The following is a 16,494-nucleotide window of genomic DNA, read 5'->3' on the forward strand; positions in this document are numbered from 1 at the left end:
CCCTGTGTTCCCTGCGTTACCTGTGTTACCTGTGTTACCTGTGTTATCTGTTACCTGTTACCCTTAACCCTGTAAACCAGGATCTAAAGCCCAGCCTGCCCAATACAGGACTGATCAACCAAGGAAGTGAAGCAACATGAAACGCGGACGTTTTGCACCTACGCCTTCCGGCGACATGCACCTGGGCAACGCCAAAATCGCGCTCTTGTCCTGGCTGCAGATGCGCGCAGCCGGAGGGATTTTCGTCCTGCGCATCGAAGATATCGACACCCAGCGCTCCAAGCCGGAGATCACCGAACGCATCCTCGCCGATCTTCGCTGGCTGGGGCTGGACTGGGATGAAGGCCCCGGCGCTTCGGAAGCTTCCGGGCCTTACTGTCAGAGCCTGCGTACCGAGCTCTACGAGGAAGCATTGGCGAAGCTTGCCGCGGACGGGCGGCTGTACCCGTGCTTTTGCAGCCGGGCCGAGCTGCTGGCCGTGGCCGGAGCCCCGCACGGCTTATCCTCGGAAGGGGCGCCTTATCCCGGCACCTGCCGCGGCTTAAGCCCCGCCGAGCAGGAGCGCCGGGCCCAGCATAAGGAGCCGTCGCTCCGGTTTGCGATCGGCGCCGATGCCGTCAGCTTCGTCGACGGCATCGCCGGGCCGCAGGAGTTCCCGCCGGGAAGCGGCGGTGATTTTGTGGTGCGCCGGGCCGACCGCATGTACTCGTATCAGCTGGCGGTCACCGTTGACGATGCCCGGATGGGCATCACCGACGTGCTGCGCGGCGACGATCTGCTCGACTCCACGCCCCGCCAGCTCCATCTCTATAAAGCGCTGGGGCTGACGCCGCCGGCGTTCGCCCACGCTCCGCTCATCCTCGGCGAAGACGGCAGACGGCTGGCCAAACGCCACGGCGATCTCGGCATCTCCGCGCTGCGGGCGGCCGGCACGAAGCCGGAAGCGGTCATCGGTTGGCTCGCTTACATCAGCGGCCTGCTGGACCGGCCGGAAGCCGTATTGGCCAAGGATCTTATCGGCGGTTTTCGGCTGGACCGGATTTCGAAGGAGCCGTTTGTGCTGACCGAAACGATGATCCACCGGCTGCTTCCCGGCACCAAGCCATCGTAATCATTCGATCCGCCGATATTCGTACCTCCTACTCCAGCCTCCGGCGGATCGCCTCTTCATATTGGCGGAACGCCGGATTCGTCAGCAGGCCGCGCTCGTCGGCCAACAGGTTCAGCCGCAGCTGATGCTCCGACAAACGCTTCTTTAATGCCTGCTTCTCCGGCCCTTCCTCACAGGCCGCAAGCAGGTCGCTTAGCCGGACCATCTCTTGCTGCAGCTGGATTTCCTCGGGGACGTAACCGGCGTTTTTCATCAGCTTATAGGCCATACGCAGATCCTCGGGAACTCCGGACAAATCTTCCACCTTCAGCGGCTTGCCCTTGCCGGGCAAATGATCGAATTCCCCCTTCGCCATCGCTTCGGCGATTTTTTGTTCCGCCAACCAGGACAACATCGGCTTCCCTCCTTCTTCCGAATTACTCTTGCCTCTATCATAACATAACCGTTAGCGTGCGGACTCCCGCCGCCCCCGGCCAACTTTCAATAATCAACCCGATTACTCTACTGCGACGTACGTCAGGTCTTGCCATCATAAAATAAACGCCTTCGCAAAAGCGAAAGCGTTCATCATCTTCCTTTATAACAGCGACTCCGCCCCGTCGATCACGATTCTGGCGCCGGTGATGTGGATGGATTCATCCGAACCCAGAAAGGCGACGAGGTCCGCAACATTTTCCGGTTTACCGGGTCCGTCCGCCAAGGGCTGCGAGCCCTCCGGATATTTGACCGGAATGACGATTTCCTGCAGTTCCTTGGACTTCTCCGTCGAAGCGTCGATATTGGTAGAGATGGCCCCGGGACTGATGGCATTCACGCGGATTTTGAACTGGGCCAGCTCCAGGGCGAGCATTCTGGCAAAAGCAACCTGCCCCGCCTTCGTCGTGCTGTAAGCCGACATGCCGAAGCCGGAAAAGGTATCGTTGCCGTTAATGGAGCTGGTAATGATGATGCTTCCGCCGCCCCGTTCTTTCAAATAGGGGACCGTATATTTTACGGTTAGGAATGTGCCTGTCAGATTGATGCTCAGCGTCTTCTCCCAATCTTCAAAGCTCAAGTCCTCAACCGGTGCCAGCTTGCCGTTAATGCCCGCATTCGCGAACACGACATCGATACCGCCGAAATGCTCGGCTGCCTCGCGAACGGCTTGCTCAACCCGTTTCGGGTCCGCCACGTCGACGTCGTAGGCGCGGGCCGCCCCCTCACGAATGGCATTGATTTCCCGTGCCGCCTGCTCCGTTCGCTCATCCAGCAGATCGAACAGCGCCACCTGCGCCCCTTCGCTGGCCAGCTTCAACGCCGCCGCCTTGCCGATGCCGGAACCGGCTCCGGTGACGATCGCCGTTTTTCCCCGGAACCGTTCGCGGCTCGTCGTCTGATTGCTTGTCATGGCTTCACACTCCTGAGATGAAATGGGTTCTTTGGCTTTGGCAAATAAGTCATCCTGCCTCTATCCAGATTACCCATTTCGGAGTGCTTTTTAGTCAACCAGAACCAGGTTTATAAATCGCGGCGGGCAAAGATCCTTCGCGACACCGCATACGATACGATGAGGGCCAGGCCGGCGACGCCCGCGCCGAGAAAACCGGCTGCTACCGGATGCGCCTTGACGGCCGACGACAGCAGCACCGTATCTTCACCGCCCAGCAGACTGGATGCCAGCTGGCTGCCGATCATGATGACGATAATCATCGCCACGTTCAGATATTGGGAACCTTTCAAACCAAGCCAGTAGTAAATCGGAATATATATCGCCATAAACAAGACTTGCACACAGAAGATGCTAAGCATTTGCCCTTGGTTAATCGCCGCCGACTGACCATGAAACACGTTGGCGCCAGCGTTCACCAGCATGCAGAATACGAAGGCGAGCACCATCATCATGAAGGCGGAAGCGTATTTGGACAGAACCAGGAAACTGCGGCGTACCGGCAGGTTGACCAGAAATTGCTGGCTGGACAACCGCATGTCGGCATTTAGAGCCAGGATCAGCACCATGCCCGGAAGCATGCCGTATAGCGGAGAACTGTCCGTTTGCACGAATCCGGAGAACACGATCGAATAGATGACCAACAGCCAAATATACCGCTGCATCAGCAGCATATCCTTACGCACCAGATGGATCAGACTAGACATGAGTTCCCATTCCTCCTTTTGCTGTATAGTACATGATCTCTTCCAAGGAGGGGCGTTCCAGCAGCACCTTGTCGCCAAACAAGGCGCCAGCCCGCTCCCGGTCCTTCGCCAGCGCCTCGAATCCGACCGGTGTTTCCCTGACGCCGACCAGTTCCCTGCGCACGTCCGGATCCAGCAGTTCGCCGCTCCCCTTAACGAGGACATAACGCTCCAGCACTTCGTCCTTCCCTTCCGAAAAGACCAGCTTCCCCTTGTTCAGAAACGTCACGTAGTCCGCCACCCGGTCCAGATCCGTGGTCAGATGGGTGGAGAACAGGATCGTGTTATTCTCATCCATAATATATCCGGCCAGCAAATCGAGGAGCTCCCGACGAAATACCGGATCCAACCCGGCTGTCGGCTCGTCCATGATCAACAGCTTCGGATGGTGCGCCAGCGCCATGGCGATGGCAAACTTCATTTTCATCCCTTTGGAGCAATCCTTGATTTTCTTGCGCTTCGGCAGTTCGAACAGATCCATGTATTTAGTGAACAAATCTTCGTCCCAACGGTCGTAGAAAGGAGCGACGATCCGTTTCATTTGTTCCATCGTCAGATACTCATAATAGAAATTCTCATCTGAAATGTACCCGATCTGCTGCTTGTAATTGCCTTCGTTCCTCGTTACCGTCTGCCCCAACACAGTAATCTGCCCCTCCTCCGGCAGTACCATTCCCATGATTGCCTTGATCAAAGTGCTTTTCCCCGCTCCATTAGGTCCGATCAAACCGGTGATGAATCCTTGCGGCACAGCAAAGCTGATTTCCGACAGGGTAAAGCTTCCGTAATGCTTGACGAGTCCCTTCACTTCCAATGCGTTCATCCTTAGGCCCCTCCTTCTTCTTGATCCAACAATTTCAACCACTCGATCAGTTCATTGATTGACATCGGGAGACTTCTGGATTCCTCCAGCACTTCCCGAAGCTTGCTCTCCAGCGCACGGAGCCGCTGCTCATGAATAAACTCCTGATTTCCTCCGGACACGAACGAACCTTTGCCGACGACCGAATCAATCAGGCCTTCCTGCTCCAGCTCGTTATAGGCTCGCTTCGTCGTGATCACGCTGATTTGCAAATCCTTGGCCAACTGGCGGATGGAGGGCAGCGCCGTGCCCGGTGTCAATTGGCCTTGCAGGATCGCATCGCGGATCTGCCTGACGATCTGCAGGTATATCGGTTCTCCCGAGGAATGGGAAAGCAAAATATCCATGCTTCACCTTCTTCACTGGTTATTTTGTTAACAGTGTATATATACAATATATACATTATGAACGATAATTTCAACTCTTCGCGCAAAAAAAAGCTGCCCCATAGGCAGCTGTACTAGTTTCTAGAATTCACAAATCTCAGGGCTATCCTCAGTCGACCTCCATCGGCTGCCGGAACCACTTCAGCACAATTTCTTGAAATTGCTGGCGGGACGTAGGAGTTGCGATCATCCAATCCTCTTCATCCTTGGCGCTAAAGCGGATTAACCAGTTCATATGCGAGTTGTTCATGAACTGCATCTGCTGGACTTCCCAATGCTCGCCGCGCCGGACATAGAACCGGATCTCTCCCCGCGCAAGCGGGGCCTTCATGCATTTGGCCAAGGCAATGCTGCCTTCCTCATCCTCTGTCATGTCCGCCAGCAAGGCGGCAAGACGATTCGAATTCAGCTCCCGCGACTGACTCATGGCGCGGTCAAACTGTCTCTTGGACATCATTAATGCAGGAAGCACGTCCGGCGTGTGCGAATTCCATTTCATCCGGCCGGCCAGCGCGCCGCTGAGCTGCTTCCCTCCCGTAGCCCGTTCAAGCGATAACCCGCCGCCTTCCCCGGGCAATCGCTCCAGGCGGATGACCTGATCTCCGGTGAGATGCAGATATTCTTCATAGGTTCGCTTCCCGCACCCATATATCAGCCGGCAACCTTTGTCGGCCGCGGAAGCGGCGGTCAAATCATTCAGGACATGCGGCGGAATGCCTAACCGGTCCCCTCGGGTTGTCTCCGTCACAAATCCTTTGCTTCTTAACGTCTCCCTGGCCTCTCCGTTTCCTGCGCCCGGTGTTTCCCGCAAAAAAATATGGAAGGGATGGGATGGATCCAGCCATCGGTTAAGACCCAGCCGCTCCGCCAAATACAACCATTCGCTTGCTTGGAGCACCACCTTTTCCCTGCGGGGGGATTCCGAAATCAACATCCGTCCACCTCCTTCAGATTGGGTCTTGCTTCCGCAGTTCGACCTAATGACCAGAACTAGTCCCAGCGGTTTCTTCTCCCGCTTCCGATGCAGTAATCATACCACTATTCGTTTTGCTAGTGCTCGGAAATTTTTACCAATCTATTACAATGTACCCATAAAAATAGGAGGTGAAGCACATTTTTTCATAGAAGATGAAACTTTTTAATTCGCTTGTCCGTAATAGTTGTAAACGGCGTGCCTATCGAGACTTCCGTCCTGCATTGCCCGCTGTCATCAAACTTTTATGTAAACATAATGTTTTCTTAATCATTTTTTAAGTTTTCTATTTTACAATGGGTACTATGAAACCACTGTATAGAGGTGATTTTAATGAAAATCTTGATCAACTTCCAAAATAATCTGGTTCCGGTTTATTTCAACGTCGACAGCAAGCAGCCTGTGCAGCGTACATTGAAACTGCTGACAAGTGCGCTCGAGTACAAATATTATAACGGCAAGCAAGCCTTGAAGAAGTGCTTGAGCTCCTTGATCAGCATCGAGATTGAAGGCTCCGAAGCGATCTTGCACAGCAAGAGCGAGTTCGATTCCCTTGCGCTTTCTCTCTATTAATCTAGCAGCCGCAGGTTCATAGCATCATAGCAAAGGCTCCGTCCTCCAGCTTATCGCTGGCGGTACGGAGCCTTTTTCCCGTTCTATTATCCTCTTGTATCCGACATCTCGTTCTTCTTCGACCGGCTGCTTCCCAACAGCGACTTCCATCGGAGCGTCGCCGCTGTCAGGGCCAGCAGCGCTCCGTTTAGGAGAAATACGACCGGGATCGAAATCCAGCCGCCCAGCGCCCCGCCGGCGATCGGTCCCACCATATTGCCAAGCTGGCTGGCGGACTGGTTCAAGCTGAACGCCCGGCCGCGAAATTCCGGTTTGGTCGACTGCACAATCAAGGCGTTCAGCGCCGGGAACACCGCGGCGAAGAACAGGCCGTATACGAAGCGCAGCACCCCGAAGCCAACCAGGGAGTGAAAGAAATGCTGTAGAATATTGCCAACCCCGCCGCCGATCAAGCCGATCATCAACGTATTGCGATAACCGATCCGCTCTCCGATCTTGCCCCAGAACGGCGCGGCGATGACGGTGGAGATCCCCACCGCCGAGAAGATAATTCCCGAACTAAACGACGCGTCGGAAGCCGAGGCGCCGAGATCAAGCACATATAGCGAAAGCAGCGGTTCGAGTACCATCACGGAGGCGGTCACGATCAGCACGACCATCAGCTTGCCCATCAGCGGACGATTGGCCGAAGCCTCCTTGAGGTCATCCAGCACATGCGAACGCTCGCGATTGCGGTCGAAATTCTGCTCCTTCACGAAGATCAGGGCGATCAGCGCCGAGATCAGCACAACGCAGCCTGAGGCCAAGAACGATTCCCGATAGCCGATAAACTTGCTCAGCGAACCGCCCACCATCGGCCCGATAATACCCCCCGCCGCTCCGGCGGTCGACATGATTCCAAGCGAGTAGCCGACGTGTTTCTCCGGTGTATTCGTCGCCACCAGCGCGATAGCTGACGGGACATACCCCGCCAAGAGACCGGATAAGATGCGGACAGCGATCAATTGATAAGGGTCTCTGACGAAGAAGTACAGGAGATACACCGCACTTAAGGCAAAGCCGGAGCGCAGCAGCATCGGCTTGCGGCCGTATTTGTCCGACAGCGATCCCCAATACGGTGAGATCAACGCCCCCGCCAAAAAAGTAACGCCAAACGCAATCCCTGACCAAAGGGTCAGGTGCTTGGTCACACCGAGATCATGTGCGATGAACAAGGACATGAACGGAATGACCATGGAATACGCGGTGCTGCAAAAAAATACGCCGAGCCACAGCACGTACAGATTTCTTTTCCAGGGGAAATTCACTTGATCCACCCCCAGCGTTGTCACTTCCTAGCCCTGGAACTAACCCGTCCTTCTATTGTAGCATGATTCCTTCTCTGTGATTGGGTTTATTTCGATTTTCCAATGACCCGCGGTATAATGGACATTGAAAGATCACGTATCCCAAATCCCATGATCGCTTTGGCAAGCGCTTTCTTCGGGTGCAGCCGAAGCGGGTTCATGAAGTCAAAAGGAGCATGAGCGTTATGGCACTGTTTCAATGTCGTTTTTTCTCGGAAGTGTTAGGGTTGAGCACCTCGATGACGGTTATTTTGCCGGAACCTGCGCTATCGCAAATCGGGATGTCCGCCCCCGCGGTATCCGGGCCGTATCCGACTCTCTACCTGCTGCACGGCATGTCGGACGACGATTCTATCTGGCTGCGCCGCACATCCATCGAGCGGTATGTCTCCGGAATGGGGCTGGCCGTAGTGATGCCCCAGGTAGACCTGAGCTTCTATGCGGATATGGCCTACGGCAACCGCTATTGGACGTTTGTCAGCGAGGAACTGCCGCGGCTTTGCCGGTCGTTCTTCCCGTTGTCCGAGCGGCGTGAGGACACCTTCGTCGCCGGGCTGTCCATGGGCGGATACGGCGCTTTCAAGCTGGCGCTGCGCAAGCCGGAGACGTTCGCCGCTGCCGCCAGCTTATCCGGCGCGCTCGATATCTCAAATAACCGGCATAACTTATCCCCGCTGTTCGACCGCATCTTTGGCGAAGCCGGTCCGCAGGGTACGGACAACGATCTGCTGACGCTGCTGGACCCGCTTGCCAAGCGCATGCAGGAAGGCGAGCCGATTCCTCGGCTGTACCAATGCTGCGGTACGGAAGATTTCCTCTACGGCGATAATCAGACATTCCGCGAAGCCTGCACCCGCGCCGGCCTGCCGCTGACTTACGAGGAAGGCCCGGGCTCGCACGAGTGGGGCTACTGGGATGCCAAGATCCAAGACGTGCTGAAGTGGCTGCCGCTTCAACCGAAGTAAGTTCACCGGCAACTCTAATCATAGACGGCCAGGAGATAGGCTCCTGGCCGTCTATTGGGGAGATGCTGAATTTACCGCTCGGCTTACTCTTATTCCCAGTCGCTGGCGTACCGCCGCCGCTGCTCGCCTTTGCCGCGCGGTTCAGGGCGGCCGGACTTGCCGGACGATGCGGCCCGGGCCGAGCGTTGTCGGGTTTGCTCCTTCGCCGCTTGAAATTTCAGCTCCCGCTGCGTTTTCAGATAATTCTCGAAGCGTTTGCGCTCCAGCTGGCCGTTCTGCAGAGCCTCTCTGACGGCGCAGCCAGCCTCCTTCTGGTGCCGGCAATCGCTGAAGCGGCATTCCTTCGCCAGCTCCTCGATGTCGCCGAACGCCTCGGACCATCCGCCCTCGTCTTCCCATAACTGCAGCTCCCGCATCCCCGGCGTATCGATCATCACCGCACCTTGCGGCAGCACGAACAGCTCGCGATGCGTCGTCGTATGACGCCCCCGGCTGTCGTCCTCGCGAATGGACTGCGTTTTCTGGACGTCTTCTCCGGACATCCAGTTCAGGATCGTCGACTTCCCGGCCCCGGACGAACCGGTGAGCGCAACGGTGACGCCCGGCTTCAGCAAGGCATCAACCTGCTCCCGGCCGAGATCCTCCAAAGCGCTGACCGCAATCACCGGCACGCCCGGGGCGACCGATTCGGCTTCGGCGACGTAATGCTCCGGATCGTCACAGAGATCGGCTTTGCTCAGCACGATGACCGGTGAGGCCCCGCTGTTCCAGGCCATGATCAGATACCGCTCCAGCCGGCGCAGATTGAAATCCTGGTTCAGCGCGGCGACGAGAAACAAGAGATCCACGTTAGCGGCCACAACTTGCTCCGTCGGCACCGAACCTGCTGCGCGCCGTGAGATCCGGCTGCTGCGCGGAAGCAGCCCGTGTATGACGGCATCCCCGCTCGTTTCGTCCAGGAAACGCAGCGCGACCCAGTCCCCAACCGCCGGAAATTCACTCCGCTCGCCTAACTCGAATTGCAGGCGGCCGCTCATTTCTGCCCAGCCTTCTCCCCGTTCGGTGGCCACCCGATATTTGCGGCCGTGGTCGGCGATGATCCGCCCCGGACAGACTTGCTCCAAACCCAACGCTCGAAAGGCTTCCTCTCGCGCCGGGTTCCATCCCAATTCCTGTAAATTCAATGCGTATTCCTCCCAAGGCTAATCTGCCTATAAATTAATCGTTCGTCTCTTACCCGTCCGAAATGAACTCTCTTCCCGATCCTTCCGTTCAACGCTTCGGCTCCTTGACGGTGCTTCCCGGCTGCGGCGCTCCGCACGCAACCGGGAAGCACAAAGAAGCCGCGGGATCCATCGTCCCGCGGCTTCCATTCGGGCACCGGGAAATGAAGCGGCTTGCATACAGCGTCTCCCTATCGGAGACGGCAGCCGCCCCATTCCCGTGCCCGGCCGTCCGCCGTCTCCCCCAAGGGAACGGCGGACGCAAAAAAGCCGCGAAACCCTATAACGGTTCCGCGGCTTCGCGCTGCTTGTGCGCAAATCGAATACAGTTCTAGAATTCGATCAGGCGCAAAGCGCTTTATTTTCCCGCCAAGGAGACCGTATCTACGCGCACTTCAAGTACCTTCACCATAAATAACAGCCTCCTTCAAAATAATTTGTACACATCATACCGGATCTCGTCGGACGTTGTCAATCCTTTTCTGTCCCGCACGGCTCCTGATCGTATTGTTCCAGCAACGCCGGGATTTCATTCAGCTCCGAAATCGTCCGCCACGGCTTGCCGCCTTCGAGCGTCTCGTCCCATTCATGCTTGCGCCGCAGCCAAATCCCGCGCATCCCGGCTTGGGCGGCTCCCCATATGTCGTTGCGGGGATGATCCCCAACGATGACCGTCTCCTCCGGCAAGCTGCCAAGCCGCTCCATAGCCAGCGCATAAATTCGCGGATCCGGCTTGCGGATCTCCACGTCCCCGGATACGATGATCGCATCGAAGAACCGACGCAGGTTGAGCAGATCGATTTTGCCGTGTTGCAAATGACTGTACCCGTTCGTAATGATTCCAAGGCGAAGACCTTTCCCGCAGCAGGCCTGCAGGGTTTCCTCCGCATGATCCATCGCTTTGGCATGACTCATATAATGGCGGTCATAATACGCCTTCAGTTCCTCCAGCGTGGTTTTGTTCCGCCACGGCAGCTCCTCGATCAACTCCTGAAAGAACCCTTCCTTCGGCCGGTACCCGTCTTGATCACGTTCAATCATCTCAGCGACCAGCGCATCCCGACGCGTCTCATCCATCGGCACCAGACACTCCCGCACCAATTGGGAGGCGAAGCTGCGAAATGTGTGGTCCCGGTCCATCAACGTGTTATCCAGGTCAAACAATACGGCTTTCAGTTGCAATCCTGTCTCCCCACTTTCCCTTTTCCCTGTTGTCTCTCTCTATTGTAAAACAGCCTGTCAAATGAAAAGCGCATCCCCGGCCGCCCGGAAATGCGCTTCTTGAATTAAATCACTTGTCTGGGACGATGGGTCAGCATCATTTCCTGATCCGTCACGTAGAGCGGGAAAGGAGGCAGCTCCTTCAAATAATGCTCCCGAACCAGCAGTCGGTAATCGACTTCCAGTTGCCGCGATTCGTCGAGCACCGGCAGCTTGCCTTGCTCCTCGACGTAGCTGTCCACGGCGGCCTGCACCAGATCCAAATAATAAGGGATCTCCCGTTCATCTTCCGCAAATATTTCATAGGTTTCTCTCGACAAGTAAAAGCGTTGATCCGTAATCCCGCCCAAATATCGGGACAGGCGTTTCATATCCAGGCTTCTGTCCGGCAGTAATAGCGATAATCGGTTTATGCCATCGGGCATGTCGGCTTCATAGCGCAATACGGCGCGGCGAACTTCCTCCAAAGTTACCTGGATGGAAGCGGGGATCATGGCGCGGCCAGGCTTGCGTTTCTTAAACCAAGTCAGCATGTTCGGTACCTCCTTCTACAAATCTTTAAATTTAAGGTAACCGCTTACATTACTAGTGTACTCTAAAAGTCCAAGTTTGAACCTTCGAAAACAAAGTTGTCATAGGATTGCCACATCCTTTCCCCCAGGCATACGGCAGCGGATGGTTGGCAATTCCGGGGCATTTGCGGTAGGATGGAATTGTTTGTTTTGAATTTCGTTTGAAATCTATGTAAATGAGGAGGTTCCCATGCTGGATGTCATCATCATCGGAGCAGGGCCGTGCGGTCTGTCGGCTGCCATCGAATGCCAGCGTCGCGGACTGCAGGTGCTTGTGCTGGAGAAACATTGCCTTGTCCACTCCATCTATTCCTACCCGACCTATATGCAGTTTTTCAGCACCGCTGAGCTGCTGGAGATCGGGGATGTCCCGTTTGCTTCTGCAAACGATAAACCCTACCGCCATGAAGCGCTAGCCTACTATCGCAAGGTGAGCGATCATTATGATGTGCCCGTTTCGGCCTACGAGGAAGCCAAAGAAGTCGTACGGCAGCCGAACGGCACATTTGTCGTCCATTCGGAGAAACGCGGCGGCGAACAGGGAGTGTATCCGGCCAGACATGTCATCATTTCGACGGGGTATTTCGATCACCCCAATATTTTAGGAATTCCGGGAGAAAATACCGACAAGGTCACGCACTATTTCCAAGAAGCGCATCCGTACACCGGAACGAAGGTCACGATTATCGGCGGCAGCAACTCGGCAGTGGATGCCGCGCTGGAGCTGGTGCGTGTCAACGCGGAGGTCACCGTCGTATATCGCGGGGATGACCTGTCCGGCAACATCAAACCTTGGGTGCGCCCGCTGTTCGAAAGTGCGGTCAACAAAGGGAACATCGCCTTGCGCCTGAACTCGCGGGTCGTCGAGATCCTTCCCGACCGCGTTGTGATCGAAGCAGCCGGCGGCGAAACCTCAGAGCTGGCCAACGATTTTGTCCTGGCGCTGACCGGGTTCCGTCCCGACCGGAAGCTGTTATTCTCCGCCGGGGTCGAGATGGCCGGCGACCTGGAGAAGCCGGTCTTCGATCCGGAGACGATGGAGACGAACGTGCCCGGACTGTATGTTGCCGGAGTTATCGCCTCCGGGCGCAACGCCAACGAGGTCTTCATTGAGACCGGACGCGGCCACGGCAAGCTGATTGCTGAGCATATTCTCGCCTCGCGAGCCTCGAGCAATCTCTAATTCGATCGGAATTCACCGCAGGAGGTGAATCATGAACCAAATTGATGTGACGGCTCTGTTGCTGTTATTGCTGGCGGCGCTTGGCATTTTTAGCAATAACATGCCGATTACAGTCGCGATGATCGTGCTGCTGCTCCTTCGCGTACTGCATCTGCAATATACCTTTCCTTGGCTGGAGAAATACGGCCTGACGCTTGGGATCATCATCCTCACCATCGGCGTGATGACGCCAGTCGCCAGCGGCAAAATCTCCATCCAGACGTTATGGGCTTCCTTCTTCCACTGGAAGTCCCTGCTCGCCATCGGCGTCGGCATGCTCGTCGCCTGGCTTGGCGGCCGCGGCGCGACCCTGATGGGCAACCAGCCGACTATCGTCGCCGGCCTGCTGATCGGGACCGTGCTGGGCGTCGCCTTCTTCCGCGGCGTCCCCGTCGGCCCGCTGATTGCCGCCGGCATTCTGTCGCTGGTGATCGGGAAGCTGTAGCGGCGCACAAAAAGGTTGTTCTACCGGCGAAGCTCGCCTGGAAGAACAACCTTTTTGGATTGTAAGGGGTCTGGGGTGCAGCTTCGTCTGCCTCAGCACTGCCTTTGTATTGCATCTGTACTGCCTCTGTATTGCCTTTCCACTGCCTTTGCGCTGCCTCTGTATTGTCTCTGTACTTCCTCAGCACTGCCTTTGTATTGCGCTTGCATTGCCTATGTATTGCCTCTGTACTGCCTCTACGCTCTCACTGCACTACCTCTGTCCTGCACTTTTTCTCAACACTACCACTGCACGTCCTCTGTAATACCTCTGCGCCGCCTCTCCCTCTCCGCCAGTAACGTTACTTTTTCATATTTCCGCACCATCGCCCAAATTGAGTGAAATGGAGGAAACCATCACCTTAAGTAACTCAAACGCCCTCATTTCACCCGTTCTCCGGGTAATAGCGGTACTTTTTACCGTTATTCCCGCTCATGAGGCTAATTTCTCGAAAATAGCGGTAAAAAATGTCCTTATTACGTGCTGATCCGGCAAAAACGGGGGCCCAAGCAGCGCATTACGAAAAATAGCGGTACTTTTTACCGTTATTCCTGCTCATAAGGCTAATTTCTCGAAAATAGCGGTAAAAAATGTCCTTATTGCGTGCTGATCCGGCAAAAACGGAGGCCCAAGCAGCGCATTACGAAAAATAGCGGTACTTTTTACCGTTATTCCCGCCCATGAGACTAATTTCTCAAATATAGCGGTAATAAATGTCCTTATTGCGTGCTGATCCGGCAAAAACGGGGGCCCAAGCAGCGCATTACGAAAAATAGCGGTACTTTTTACCGTTATTTCGCCCGTTCTGGCTCAAGAGGACGAAATAGCGCCTTTTTATGTTCTTATTTGTGCGCGGGGGCGAGGGGGCGTCATCCACGTCATCCCAACTCCCCGACCTCCGCCGGGCTCAGGTGCTGGATGTTGTACAGCTGCGCGTACACACCGTCCGGCTTGGCCATCAGCTCGTCGTGCGTGCCGCGCTCGGCGATCTCGCCGTTCTTCAGGACGATGATCTGATCGGCGTGGGTGATCGTCGACAGCCGGTGCGCCACGATCAGCGTCGTGCGGGCGCGCGAGAGCTGCTGCAGCGACTGCTGGATCAGGTGCTCCGACTCCAGGTCGAGCGCGGACGTCGCCTCGTCGAGCACGAGGATCGGCGGATCCTTGAGGAAGACGCGGGCGATGGCGATCCGCTGCTTCTGCCCGCCGGACAGCTTGACGCCCCGCTCCCCGACCTCGGTGTCGTAGCCCTGCGGCAGCTGCATAATGAACTCATGCGCATTCGCCGCACGGGCCGCCTCGATCACCGCCGCCTCGTCCGCATCCGGCCGGCCGAACAGAATGTTGTCGCGCACGCTGCCGCTAAACAGGAAATGGTCCTGCAACACCATGCCGATCCGGCTGCGCAGGCTTTCCATCGTCCACTCGCGGACATCCCGGCCGCCGACCGTCAGCGTTCCCCGCTGAACGTCGTAGAACCGCGGGATCAACCCGACGAGCGAGGATTTCCCGCCCCCGCTCATGCCGACGAACGCAACGGTTTGGCCGGGATTCACGTCGAGCGAGATGTTCTTCAGCACCCAATCGCCGTCTTCCCGGTACTTGAACCACACCTCCCGGAACTTCACGCCATGGCTGCCCTGCGGCAATACCGCCGCATCCGGCGCATCGGTCATGTCGTACGGCTCCTCCAGTAACTCCAGCACCCGCTCCCATGAGGCTGAAGCTTGCGTTAACGTCGTTGACGAGTTGATCAATCGTCTTAACGGGGCATACAGCCGGTCGAGATACCCAAAGAAAGCGACAAACGTCCCCAGCGTCAAATCCCCATAAATCACCTGGTAACCGCCGTATCCGATCACGAGCAGGGGGGCGATGTCCGTCAGCGTGTTGATGATCGCAAACGTCCAGGCGTTCCAGCGGCTGTGGGCCAGCGCTTTTTGCAGAAACCGGCTGTTCGTGCCCTCGAACTTCTTCCGGTCGTGCCGCTCCAGGGCGAAGCTGCGGATGACCGAGATGCCCTGAATGCGTTCGTGCAAATAAGCCTGAATCCCGGCGAGCGCTGCCGAGCGGTCTTTGGTCAGCTTCTTTAAGCGCTTGTACAGCACTTTGACCGCGATCGCATACAACGGGAAAATCGCAATCGCCACGAGCGTCAGCCAAGGATTCAAATAAAACATAAATCCAAGCACAAACACCAGCGTAAACAGGTCCAACCAGACGTTCATCATGCCGACTTCGACGATGTTTTTCGTCTGCTCCGCGTCATTGATGAAGCGGGAGATGATCTCCCCCACCTTCGTGTTCTGGTAATAGCGAAGCGATAAGCGCTGCAGGTGGGCGTACAGCTTGTTGCGTAAATCGAACAAGATCCGCGCCGTGATCCGTTGGGCAAAATACTGCCGCGCATACTCCACCGGACCGCGCACGATCACGAACAGGAACAACGTGGCCCCAAGTACGATCAGGAGCTGCGAGACTTTCTGCTCCAATTCGATCCCGCCGTTAAGCAAAATGTCGTCCACCACATATTTCTGCACCAGCGGCAGCAAGGAAGGAATGCCGAACTTTAGCATCCCGATGAACAAGGTAAGCAGAATCCATTTCGTATAAGGCCTAACGAACGTCAAATAGGCTTTCCAATGTTTCAATTTGCGAGCACATCCTCTAATCCTCTAATTGTTTCTATACCGGCCGTTCCCCGACGAAATCAGCTTCCGGACCAGATTCTCAGCGTAGTCATCCAACCGGCGGGCAAGAAGTTCCGGCGTCAACCCGTTCAGCCCGAGATCCAACCAGCCGCGGTATACTTCCGGCGGACCGGGCAGCATCTCAATCAGGCATAACATATCCCAATAGGGATCGTTTACGTCACACCGATCCGGCCGGGCTGCGGCAAGATAGCTGTGCAAAAAAACCTCCGCCGCCTCCACACCGTACATTTGTACGAGATTCAACCGGCAGTGGCCGGTGTCGATCCCGGCCGGCCCCATGCAGGCGTTCACCCAATCGACGACGCCGCGAACCACCCCCTCTTGCCACAGCACGTTTGTCGGATGATAATCGCGGTGGATGAACTGCGGTCGGAACGATGGGACCGGACCCTGCACGCGGTCAATAATCCTCTGCCACACCCCGGGCACGCGGGTCCACACAGGCACATCCAGCCGGGACACCTCGTTATAGGTAAAATAGCTCCACTCTATCGGCGGACCCTCAGCCGCATGGATCTCCGCCAGCATCCGGGCGAGCCCGTCCAGCCAACCCGGCAGATCCGCCGGGTCCAGCATGACCCGACCGGGCAGCCGCGTCATCAGCACGGACGGCAGGCCGCAGGCACGGCCGTCCGGATCGCAGGCGAGCCAGCGCGGCGACGGCAGCCCC

17 protein-coding genes are annotated in these 16,494 nt (G+C 56.5%); 5 read left to right on the forward strand and 12 right to left on the reverse strand.

The features are described 5' to 3' along the window. The first annotated feature begins 136 nt into the window (after window positions 1-136). The gene (gene gluQRS / locus BN3795_RS17185; RefSeq protein ID WP_068785915.1) at window positions 137-1,111 is read left to right on the forward strand and encodes a tRNA glutamyl-Q(34) synthetase GluQRS; all 975 of its coding nucleotides are present in this window, start codon (window positions 137-139) and stop codon (window positions 1,109-1,111) included. A gap of 28 nt (window positions 1,112-1,139) precedes the next feature. On the opposite strand, the gene BN3795_RS17190 is transcribed toward gluQRS, so the two are convergent. The 6 genes from BN3795_RS17190 to BN3795_RS17215 all read right to left on the reverse strand — a co-directional run bounded on the left by BN3795_RS17190 (window position 1,140) and on the right by BN3795_RS17215 (window position 5,465). Next, complete coding sequence (locus BN3795_RS17190; RefSeq protein ID WP_068785916.1) at window positions 1,140-1,505, reverse strand: DnaJ family domain-containing protein; 366 nt, start codon at window positions 1,503-1,505, stop codon at window positions 1,140-1,142. 183 nt (window positions 1,506-1,688) lie between these two features. Further along, window positions 1,689-2,498: an SDR family oxidoreductase gene (locus BN3795_RS17195; RefSeq protein WP_068785917.1), complete on the reverse strand. Its 810-nt coding sequence runs from the start codon at window positions 2,496-2,498 to the stop codon at window positions 1,689-1,691. 110 nt (window positions 2,499-2,608) lie between these two features. Continuing rightward, the gene (locus BN3795_RS17200; RefSeq protein ID WP_068785918.1) at window positions 2,609-3,244 is read right to left on the reverse strand and encodes an ABC-2 transporter permease; all 636 of its coding nucleotides are present in this window, start codon (window positions 3,242-3,244) and stop codon (window positions 2,609-2,611) included. After that, window positions 3,237-4,106 carry an ABC transporter ATP-binding protein gene (locus BN3795_RS17205; RefSeq protein ID WP_068785919.1) on the reverse strand — a complete coding sequence of 290 codons (870 nt, stop codon included), beginning with the start codon at window positions 4,104-4,106 and terminating at the stop codon, window positions 3,237-3,239. The genes BN3795_RS17200 and BN3795_RS17205 overlap by 8 nt, the downstream gene beginning before the upstream one ends. Before the next feature lie 2 nt (window positions 4,107-4,108). After that, window positions 4,109-4,492: a GntR family transcriptional regulator gene (locus BN3795_RS17210; RefSeq protein WP_068785920.1), complete on the reverse strand. Its 384-nt coding sequence runs from the start codon at window positions 4,490-4,492 to the stop codon at window positions 4,109-4,111. Window positions 4,493-4,640: 148 nt separating this feature from the next. After that, window positions 4,641-5,465 (reverse strand): hypothetical protein, encoded by an 825-nt coding sequence (locus tag BN3795_RS17215; RefSeq protein WP_068785921.1) that lies wholly within the window; start codon window positions 5,463-5,465, stop codon window positions 4,641-4,643. A gap of 372 nt (window positions 5,466-5,837) precedes the next feature. Between BN3795_RS17215 and BN3795_RS17220 the strand changes: the two genes are divergently transcribed. Then, a complete protein-coding gene (locus tag BN3795_RS17220; protein WP_068785922.1) occupies window positions 5,838-6,077 on the forward strand; it encodes a hypothetical protein in 240 nt (79 codons plus the stop codon). 86 nt (window positions 6,078-6,163) lie between these two features. Here BN3795_RS17220 and BN3795_RS17225 read toward each other — a convergent pair whose 3' ends face one another. Further along, entirely contained in the window at window positions 6,164-7,384 is a 1,221-nt protein-coding gene (locus tag BN3795_RS17225; RefSeq protein ID WP_068785943.1) for an MFS transporter, read from the reverse strand. Window positions 7,385-7,608: 224 nt separating this feature from the next. On the opposite strand from BN3795_RS17225, the gene BN3795_RS17230 reads away from it, so the two are divergent. After that, window positions 7,609-8,388, forward strand: coding sequence for an alpha/beta hydrolase (locus BN3795_RS17230; RefSeq protein WP_068785923.1), 780 nt, complete (start codon window positions 7,609-7,611; stop codon window positions 8,386-8,388). 89 nt (window positions 8,389-8,477) lie between these two features. On the opposite strand, the gene rsgA is transcribed toward BN3795_RS17230, so the two are convergent. The 3 genes from rsgA to BN3795_RS17245 all read right to left on the reverse strand — a co-directional run bounded on the left by rsgA (window position 8,478) and on the right by BN3795_RS17245 (window position 11,365). Next, window positions 8,478-9,572, reverse strand: a complete 1,095-nt coding sequence (gene rsgA / locus BN3795_RS17235) for a ribosome small subunit-dependent GTPase A (RefSeq protein ID WP_232729960.1) — start codon at window positions 9,570-9,572, stop codon at window positions 8,478-8,480. A 510-nt stretch (window positions 9,573-10,082) separates the two neighbouring features. Then, complete coding sequence (locus tag BN3795_RS17240; RefSeq protein WP_110945227.1) at window positions 10,083-10,793, reverse strand: HAD family hydrolase; 711 nt, start codon at window positions 10,791-10,793, stop codon at window positions 10,083-10,085. A gap of 104 nt (window positions 10,794-10,897) precedes the next feature. Beyond that, window positions 10,898-11,365: a DUF3939 domain-containing protein gene (locus BN3795_RS17245; RefSeq protein WP_068785924.1), complete on the reverse strand. Its 468-nt coding sequence runs from the start codon at window positions 11,363-11,365 to the stop codon at window positions 10,898-10,900. A gap of 229 nt (window positions 11,366-11,594) precedes the next feature. Between BN3795_RS17245 and BN3795_RS17250 the strand changes: the two genes are divergently transcribed. Together BN3795_RS17250 and BN3795_RS17255 are read left to right on the forward strand one after the other, a co-directional pair. Then, window positions 11,595-12,587, forward strand: coding sequence for a YpdA family putative bacillithiol disulfide reductase (locus tag BN3795_RS17250; RefSeq protein WP_068785925.1), 993 nt, complete (start codon window positions 11,595-11,597; stop codon window positions 12,585-12,587). Between the two features lie 31 nt (window positions 12,588-12,618). Further along, window positions 12,619-13,071: a DUF441 domain-containing protein gene (locus tag BN3795_RS17255; protein WP_198524749.1), complete on the forward strand. Its 453-nt coding sequence runs from the start codon at window positions 12,619-12,621 to the stop codon at window positions 13,069-13,071. A 917-nt stretch (window positions 13,072-13,988) separates the two neighbouring features. Here BN3795_RS17255 and BN3795_RS17260 read toward each other — a convergent pair. Together BN3795_RS17260 and BN3795_RS17265 are read right to left on the reverse strand one after the other, a co-directional pair. Continuing rightward, complete coding sequence (locus BN3795_RS17260; protein ID WP_068785926.1) at window positions 13,989-15,761, reverse strand: ABC transporter ATP-binding protein; 1,773 nt, start codon at window positions 15,759-15,761, stop codon at window positions 13,989-13,991. A gap of 24 nt (window positions 15,762-15,785) precedes the next feature. Next, window positions 15,786-16,494 (reverse strand): aminoglycoside phosphotransferase family protein (locus tag BN3795_RS17265; RefSeq protein ID WP_068785927.1); only part of this gene is annotated, 709 nt, incomplete at its 5' end.

Source organism: Paenibacillus phocaeensis (assembly GCF_900021165.1).
GTDB classification, from domain to species: domain Bacteria; phylum Bacillota; class Bacilli; order Paenibacillales; family Paenibacillaceae; genus Fontibacillus; species Fontibacillus phocaensis.

Coding starts and splice junctions, on each gene's coding strand:
- gluQRS (WP_068785915.1), top strand. CDS start 137: ATGAAACGCGGACGTTTTGCACCTACGCCTTCCGGCGACATGCACCTG.
- BN3795_RS17190 (WP_068785916.1), bottom strand. CDS start 1,505: ATGTTGTCCTGGTTGGCGGAACAAAAAATCGCCGAAGCGATGGCGAAG.
- BN3795_RS17195 (WP_068785917.1), bottom strand. CDS start 2,498: ATGACAAGCAATCAGACGACGAGCCGCGAACGGTTCCGGGGAAAAACG.
- BN3795_RS17200 (WP_068785918.1), bottom strand. CDS start 3,244: ATGTCTAGTCTGATCCATCTGGTGCGTAAGGATATGCTGCTGATGCAG.
- BN3795_RS17205 (WP_068785919.1), bottom strand. CDS start 4,106: ATGAACGCATTGGAAGTGAAGGGACTCGTCAAGCATTACGGAAGCTTT.
- BN3795_RS17210 (WP_068785920.1), bottom strand. CDS start 4,492: ATGGATATTTTGCTTTCCCATTCCTCGGGAGAACCGATATACCTGCAG.
- BN3795_RS17215 (WP_068785921.1), bottom strand. CDS start 5,465: ATGTTGATTTCGGAATCCCCCCGCAGGGAAAAGGTGGTGCTCCAAGCA.
- BN3795_RS17220 (WP_068785922.1), top strand. CDS start 5,838: ATGAAAATCTTGATCAACTTCCAAAATAATCTGGTTCCGGTTTATTTC.
- BN3795_RS17230 (WP_068785923.1), top strand. CDS start 7,609: ATGGCACTGTTTCAATGTCGTTTTTTCTCGGAAGTGTTAGGGTTGAGC.
- BN3795_RS17245 (WP_068785924.1), bottom strand. CDS start 11,365: ATGCTGACTTGGTTTAAGAAACGCAAGCCTGGCCGCGCCATGATCCCC.
- BN3795_RS17250 (WP_068785925.1), top strand. CDS start 11,595: ATGCTGGATGTCATCATCATCGGAGCAGGGCCGTGCGGTCTGTCGGCT.
- BN3795_RS17255 (WP_198524749.1), top strand. CDS start 12,619: ATGAACCAAATTGATGTGACGGCTCTGTTGCTGTTATTGCTGGCGGCG.